Annotated in this window: 5 protein-coding genes and 1 tRNA gene; 2 read left to right on the top strand and 4 right to left on the bottom strand. The window is 50.2% G+C overall.

Features of this window, described 5'->3' with window-relative positions:
* The 3 genes from GTGU_RS11075 to GTGU_RS11065 all read right to left on the bottom strand — a co-directional run.
* A partial coding sequence (locus GTGU_RS11075) for an autotransporter outer membrane beta-barrel domain-containing protein (RefSeq protein ID WP_245609609.1) occupies window positions 1-1,659 on the bottom strand: 1,659 nt, incomplete at its 3' end.
* 858 nt (window positions 1,660-2,517) lie between these two features.
* A tRNA-Arg gene (locus GTGU_RS11070) sits at window positions 2,518-2,592 on the bottom strand.
* Between the two features lie 81 nt (window positions 2,593-2,673).
* On the bottom strand, window positions 2,674-3,591 hold the full coding sequence (locus GTGU_RS11065; RefSeq protein ID WP_038156766.1) for a formate/nitrite transporter family protein: 918 nt from the start codon (window positions 3,589-3,591) through the stop codon (window positions 2,674-2,676).
* A 307-nt stretch (window positions 3,592-3,898) separates the two neighbouring features.
* Here GTGU_RS11065 and mlaA point away from each other — a divergent pair, with 307 nt between their 5' ends.
* Window positions 3,899-4,654: a phospholipid-binding lipoprotein MlaA gene (gene mlaA, locus GTGU_RS11060; protein WP_038156763.1), complete on the top strand. Its 756-nt coding sequence runs from the start codon at window positions 3,899-3,901 to the stop codon at window positions 4,652-4,654.
* A 60-nt stretch (window positions 4,655-4,714) separates the two neighbouring features.
* Here mlaA and fadL read toward each other — a convergent pair whose 3' ends face one another.
* Window positions 4,715-6,001 (bottom strand): long-chain fatty acid transporter FadL, encoded by a 1,287-nt coding sequence (gene fadL, locus GTGU_RS11055; RefSeq protein ID WP_038156761.1) that lies wholly within the window; start codon window positions 5,999-6,001, stop codon window positions 4,715-4,717.
* A 369-nt stretch (window positions 6,002-6,370) separates the two neighbouring features.
* On the opposite strand from fadL, the gene GTGU_RS11050 reads away from it, so the two are divergent.
* Window positions 6,371-6,655 (top strand): YfcZ/YiiS family protein, encoded by a 285-nt coding sequence (locus GTGU_RS11050; RefSeq protein WP_038156759.1) that lies wholly within the window; start codon window positions 6,371-6,373, stop codon window positions 6,653-6,655.
* The last annotated feature ends 27 nt before the right edge of the window (window positions 6,656-6,682 follow it).

Below are 6,682 nucleotides of genomic sequence, written 5' to 3'. Positions count from 1 at the left end.
GATATTGCGCAGCCACATGCTGGTGACGGCGGTTTCGCCGGTCAGGGCGTCAACGTAATGCGTTTCACCCAGACGGTCATGCAGACGGGTGGTAAACAGGTTGTTGGCCGCCTGCAGGTTCATGGCATACAGACCTGCTTCCGGGCGTACGGCCTGTTCTCGCGGGGCAGGCACTGGTGTCACTGGAACGGTTGGATCCACCGGATCCGGCTGAACAGGTGTTTCGGCAGGCAGTTCGTTGCTCAGATACCAGTTCTTCGCATTCTGGCCTTCGCCACGCTGCAGCGTGTAGTCATACGCCCCGGCAACAATACGGCCGTTTTGTTTGAACTCACCGTCAGACGTTCCTGCCACGCTGATGAGCTCAATACCGTTGATGGTGTGGTCACCCGCACCGCCAGCGTTCAGTACCGTTACATTGGTGGTGCCGCTGGTATTGCCGTTAACAATCAGGCGGTCAGTCGGCGAACTGTCATCACCCAGTTGGGTGTTCATCACGATGTTGCCGTTCGTGCCGGTATAATCGCCGTTCACCGTCAGTGTCTTGAAGGTTGCCGCTCCACGCGTCAACGTGCTGGCAGGCATAAAGTTGAGGGTTGCGTCTTTCAGCGACAGGGTGGTCAGTGTCGAATCGGCGACCATATCCCAGCGGCTGTTGCTGCCGTTTAGTGCAAGGTTGATCGTCCCCTGATCTTCAAGCTGGGTATCACCATAAATATAGGAGTTATCGCCGGAGATGATATTAATGGCATGGTCACCTTTGGCGAGCATTTTACCCCAGGCTACCAGCTTGTTATTGTTGACGATATCCGTCGAACCATACTTGCCATAAATGGAATACAGCGTACCGGCGACAGAATCATAAGACAATTTGTCACCTAAAATGACATCCCCGGTAAACTCAGCATCAGCCTGATAGAGCATATATGCGTCTTTACCGCCTTCGGATTTGATGGTGATGTTATTAACAATGGTGTCAGCATCCCATTGAACCGGAGTCGTATCTTCACTTAGGTTCAGGCTGAAAAATCCCCACAGCGTGGCAGCATCGCCACCTGACAATTTAATAGTGGCATCATTAATACGGTGTTTTGATGTTGTGAGTTGATTCTTACCCCACAAATAGATCCCGCGAACGATATCGTTACCTGAAACATCGATATCAATTTTATTCACGGATAAATCGGTGTAGGTATTTTGACCAAGGTAGAGTAAGCCATCAACAAACCCATCCACGGTATTGCTCTTCGCTTTGATCGTCACCTCATTAAATACACGCTTACCGGTCGCGGCAGAGAAGGTATTAGGATCGAATAAAAGGATACCAGTGACGTCTGAGTACGATTGCACAGAGTTGCCGGTCAATTGAATATTAGTGTGACCGGCAAACTCAGCATCACCGAAATCACGGATGCCATACAGATAGAAGGTCGGAGAAGTGATGTTAATAGCAACGTCCCCGGTAATATGTGTTTCATCACCCTGAAGATTGATCCCTGTGTCCGTCGAATCCGACGCATCATAAGTATCAGGCCGGCTCCAGGAGATATCGATATCTTCAGCATTCAGGACGCCTTTCGAGCCGGTCATGATGCCACCGCCAGTGACTTTAGTTAGACCGGTTAACGTCGCGACAGCATTTCCCCCGACATATAACATCTCAGGTTCATAGGCTGCGTTCAAATTATTCAGGGTTAAATTTTCCGCAGTAAGTCTACCTGAGCCATAGAGTTCAAAACCATCAATGTTATGGGGGGTTGTCGATGGTGTGAAGTTAAGTGTGAAATTTTTCCCCAGATTAATTTCGCCAGCATCCAGATGGGCAAAATGAATATCCTGAGAGCCTATCGGATTTTTATAACCGGTGCTGTTTATGGTTGTGTTATCGTTAAAATTAACGACGCCGTCATTAACAACAACTTCAATTCCTGAGATCTCAGCCCCGTCTGCAAAATTCAGGGTGCGATCAGCCGCTTGTGTTGATTCATCAATTTTATAATATACTGGTGCCGAAACGGCCGGGAATGATGCTGTTGCTAACAGCGCACTTAATATTAACGCAATTTTCTTCGGTCTGAATCCTGATGTGCTCGATGATTTTTTCATAAATTACAACTCTGTCCGCATTTCATTGTAGGTTAAGGAACCCATCCCGGTTCCTTTGTTGTATTGAAAATTCTGCTCATTATGTAACGCATTAAATAAAAGTGGGTGTTTGGTCAATTCACCTCCCTGTATTAATACGCTCCGTTAAGGATATTTTATCGTGCAAGGGATTAACCTAACGAATGAAATGCTCTTAGTTTATTTTCGCAAGATAATAAGCTGTGAAACGGCTTTATATAAAGGATGATGACTGGTGTGATGGGGTTAACTGGCTTTTTGTTCTGATTCTTAACAGCGTCGTGAGGTTTTTGAAATGTGAAATCAGAGAAAAGAGGATAAATAAGAACGAAAAAGGCCCGCCTTGCACCAAACGTATGGCACCGGCAAACAGAAACAAAGAAAATGTGCATCTGGCGTCCCCTGCAGGAATCGAACCTGCAATTAGCCCTTAGGAGGGGCTCGTTATATCCATTTAACTAAGGGGACGAAGCGGCACGAGTATAGCGTTTTTCAACCGGGTCGTTAAGTGCTGCGCGGCTGAATGCTCAAACTCTCGCCACCGCCCGGTTATTCTTCTTCTTTTGCCTGTTGTTGCAGACGCGTTTTCTCTTTCTGTTTCGTACTCATGTCGTTGCGGATCTGCGCGTGGCTGAGCAGAGCGAAGATAAAGGTGCCGCCGCAGATATTACCCGCCAGCGTCGGCAGAGCGAACGGCCAGATAAAATCGTACCAGGAGATCGTGCCGTTAAAAATCAGATAAAAAATCTCAACCGCGCCAACCACAATATGTGTCGTGTCTGCCAGCGCAATAAGCCAGGTCATGAGGATGATAACCACAATTTTTGCGGCGCCGGCGGCGGGAAACATCCACACCATGGTGGCGATAATCCAGCCAGAAATAATGGCATTGGCGAACATCTCACCGGGGGTGTTTTCCATCACCTTCATGCCGATGCCGATAAACGCGTCGCGGGTCTCCTCATTAAATATGGGCATATATTCGAACGCCCATGCCGCGATAGCGGTGCCGATGATATTACCGAGCAGCACCACGCTCCACAGCCGTATCAACAGACCAAGGTTACCCGGTGTCGGGTTATGCATCACTGGCAGTACCGCCGTTACAGTGTTTTCGGTAAACAGCTGCTGTCTGGCCATAATGACAATAATAAAGCCGAAGGTGTAGCCAAGGTTCTCCAGCAGATAACCGCCGGGCAGGTCTGCCAGATGGACATGAAAAATCCCTTTTGCCAGGAGTGAAGCGCCCATTGAGAGTCCGGCGGCGATAGCTGACCATAGCAATGCCATCGCGTCACGCTCCAGCTCTTTTTCTCCATCCTGGCGAATATGTTCATGAATCGCCATCGCGCGTGAGGGGAGCTGTTCTTCGTCAAGCTCTATCTTTTTTCCCTGTATCTTCTCATCGCTTTCCACTTCCAGATCATCAGTGTGTTTATCAATTTTATCGTCATTTAGCTGAGGCATATCGGCAAATACTCCGCATGATGGGCCAGTTGTAAGCGTAGTGGTTTTTTCGAACGGGGCGGGAGGGCGTAATTCTTAATTTGCCTGGATGGCAAGAATAGCGATACGGTTATGTCAAAATATGTATAAAATCACCTCAGGGTCGAGATCACTCGCTCCACGCTATGCTGAACGCTGATATCTGCCTTTCCGGATATAGACTTCGTACCGTGCGCTGTTACAATTTGCGGCTAACAAAAGACGGAATTTCAATCTGTTCCGTCATGGACGGCAATCAGCAAGAGCCATACTAATCAGGGAGACCTCTATGAAATTTCGCCTGTCAGCGCTGGCGCTGGGTGCGACATTACTGGTGGGTTGCGCCAGTTCCGGTGAGCAACAGCAGGGTCGTTCAGATCCGTTTGAAGGGTTCAACCGCACCATGTACAGCTTCAACTTTAACGTGCTGGACCCGTATGTTGTGCGCCCTGTGGCGGTAGTGTGGCGTGATTACGTCCCGCAACCGGCGCGTAACGGCGTGAGTAACTTCACCAGCAACCTTGAAGAACCTGCTATCATGGTTAACTACTTCTTAAAAGGCGATCCATATCAGGGGATGGTGCATTTTACGCGCTTCTTCCTGAATACCCTGCTGGGGATGGGCGGCCTGATGGATGTCGCGGGTATGGCTAACGAAAAACTTCAGCGCGTGGAACCGCACCGTTTCGGCAGTACGCTCGGTCATTATGGCGTGGGTTACGGTCCTTATATGCAGCTTCCGTTCTATGGGAGCTTTACACTGCGTGATGAAGGCGGTGACATGGCGGATGGCTTGTATCCGGTGTTGTCGTGGCTGACCTGGCCGATGTCTATCGGTAAATGGGCGGTGGAAGGTATCGAAACGCGCGCGCAACTGCTTGATTCCGACGGCCTGCTGCGTCAGTCTTCCGATCCTTACATCACGGTGCGTGAAGCGTACTTCCAGCGTCATGATTTTATCGCCAACGGCGGTCAGCTGAAGCCGGAAGAGAACCCGAACGCGCAGGCGATTCAGGACGAACTGAAAGAGATCGATTCCGAGTAACAGGATCAGAAAAGAAAAAAGGTGAGCCATTAGCTCACCTTTTTTATGTCCGGCTTCTTATCAGAAGCTGTAGTTGAAGTTGGTGCCGAACAGCCAGGCTTTACCTTCAGAACGGAAGGTGTAAGGACCTTCCTTGATAGTGACGTGCTGACCGTGCATATAAGACGCGCCCACGTCAACAGAGGCATCTTCGTTGAACGCATAGGTTGCCCCGGCGCTCAGCCACAGACGGTCCTGATCCGGAATGGAGATAGAACGGTTGTTTGCCGGAACCGGGCTGTCATCGAACGCGATACCAGTACGGAATGTCCAGTTATCGTCGTAGTAATAGGTCGTACCCAGCGCTAGACGGTAAGAGTCTCTGAAGCCTTCGTCTTTATAGAACAGCGTCTGACCTTGAGAACCGGTCGCTTTCAGCTCCTGGAACTGGCTCCAGCTGGTGTAAGCCACACTGTAGTGAACGGCCCACTGAGGTGCCACGCGATTGTAACCAGAGATTTCCCACATTTCCGGCAGATGCAGGCTCAGAGAACCCGGAATGGTCGAGCCGGAAGTGCCCCACGGGAAGGCGGTTCCTGCACCCGGAAGGCCGTTTGCCAGTGAGTTAATGTTGCTCTTATAGTCGCCGTCGAAATCGATTTTCACTTCAGAGCGGTAGGTCAACGCATAGCGGTTGTTTTTGTCCAGCTCATACAGAATACCGGCATTCCAGCCAAAGCCCCATTCGTCGCCTTTCAGTTTAGCAATCTGGGTGCCCGGCGCTGCCAGACCCGCGCCAGCCGTCTGCTCGCCCGCATAACGTTCGATTTTCGCATCCGCATAAACGGCGTTGAAACCGAGGCCGAAGCTCCAGTTATTGTTCAGACGATACGCGCCGCTCAGGTTCAGGTTGATGGTTTCCAGTTCGGTTTTGCCGCCGTATTCACCTGCCGCGTAGTTGTCATTGAATTCCGTGGAAAGACCATAGTTAGAGGTCACAGACGCGCCCCAACCAAACTGATCGTTAATTGGCGCCACAAAGTGAACATTAGGAACCCAGGCGGTCGGCGCGATATTGTCCGCGTTGGTGTTGCCGCCAGGACGCAGTGAGCTGCCAGTAATATTGACATCGGGATCAATATAGATAGCACCTGCCGAGAACGTCGGGCGATCGAACATCGTAATCAGCGCCGGGTTGCGGCTGACGTTACCGGCGTCATCCGCAATGGCGCCTTCGCCTGAATAGGCGCGGCCAAGGCCAGATGTCGAGAACTCGTTTAGCTGGAAACCTGCAGACCAGGCGTGCGTTGAAACTAGTGCCACTGCGACTGCGAGAGCAGACTTGGTAAACCGGGTTTTCTGGCTCATGACCATAACCTCATTGAGTTTTTTATTCAATATTTGTTACATGCCGTAACAGAAGCGCGAAGTGTAGGGTCTGGAGTGATTCTGAGAAATCAGACCAGTGCGCAGAGTATAGGTCTGACCAGATGGAATGTTGCAACTTTGTTTATGAAATTTTTCAATTATGATCTCAGAAACGCGATCCCGGTGGCAAAAATGGGGCCACCTTGTTACACAAATGAGGGCGGTTGTTGTTTTAGATCATTTTTAATTGTGATTTCGCTCACAAACGCGCATTCAGCACATTATCAACTGGAGAGCGTGCATTTCGGGGGGTAAAATATCAGCATTGTTTATCTGGCACCCTGGGTGCAAATGCAGAGGAAATCTACAATGAGTAAATGCAGTGCTGATGAAACCCCTGTTTGCTGCTGTATGGATGTTGGCACCATTATGGACAACACCGATTGCACCGCATCGTACAGCCGTGTTTTCGCGAATCGCGCAGAAGCGGAAGAGACGCTGGCGCAGCTGAGCGCGAAAGCGCGCGGCGTGGAATCTGAGCCATGCAAAATTACCCCGACTTTCACGGAAGTGAGTGATGGGGTGCAGCTCGATATCGATTTTGTTTTCTGCTGCGAAGCCGAAACGCTGATTTTCCAGCTCGGTCTGCGTTAATCCTGCCCGAACGCCTCTGCCATGCAG

Source organism: Trabulsiella guamensis ATCC 49490 (genome assembly GCF_000734965.1).
Taxonomy (GTDB): domain Bacteria; phylum Pseudomonadota; class Gammaproteobacteria; order Enterobacterales; family Enterobacteriaceae; genus Trabulsiella; species Trabulsiella guamensis.
Note: the sequence above shows the minus strand (reverse complement) of the source record. Positions and strands in the feature narration are given on the sequence as shown.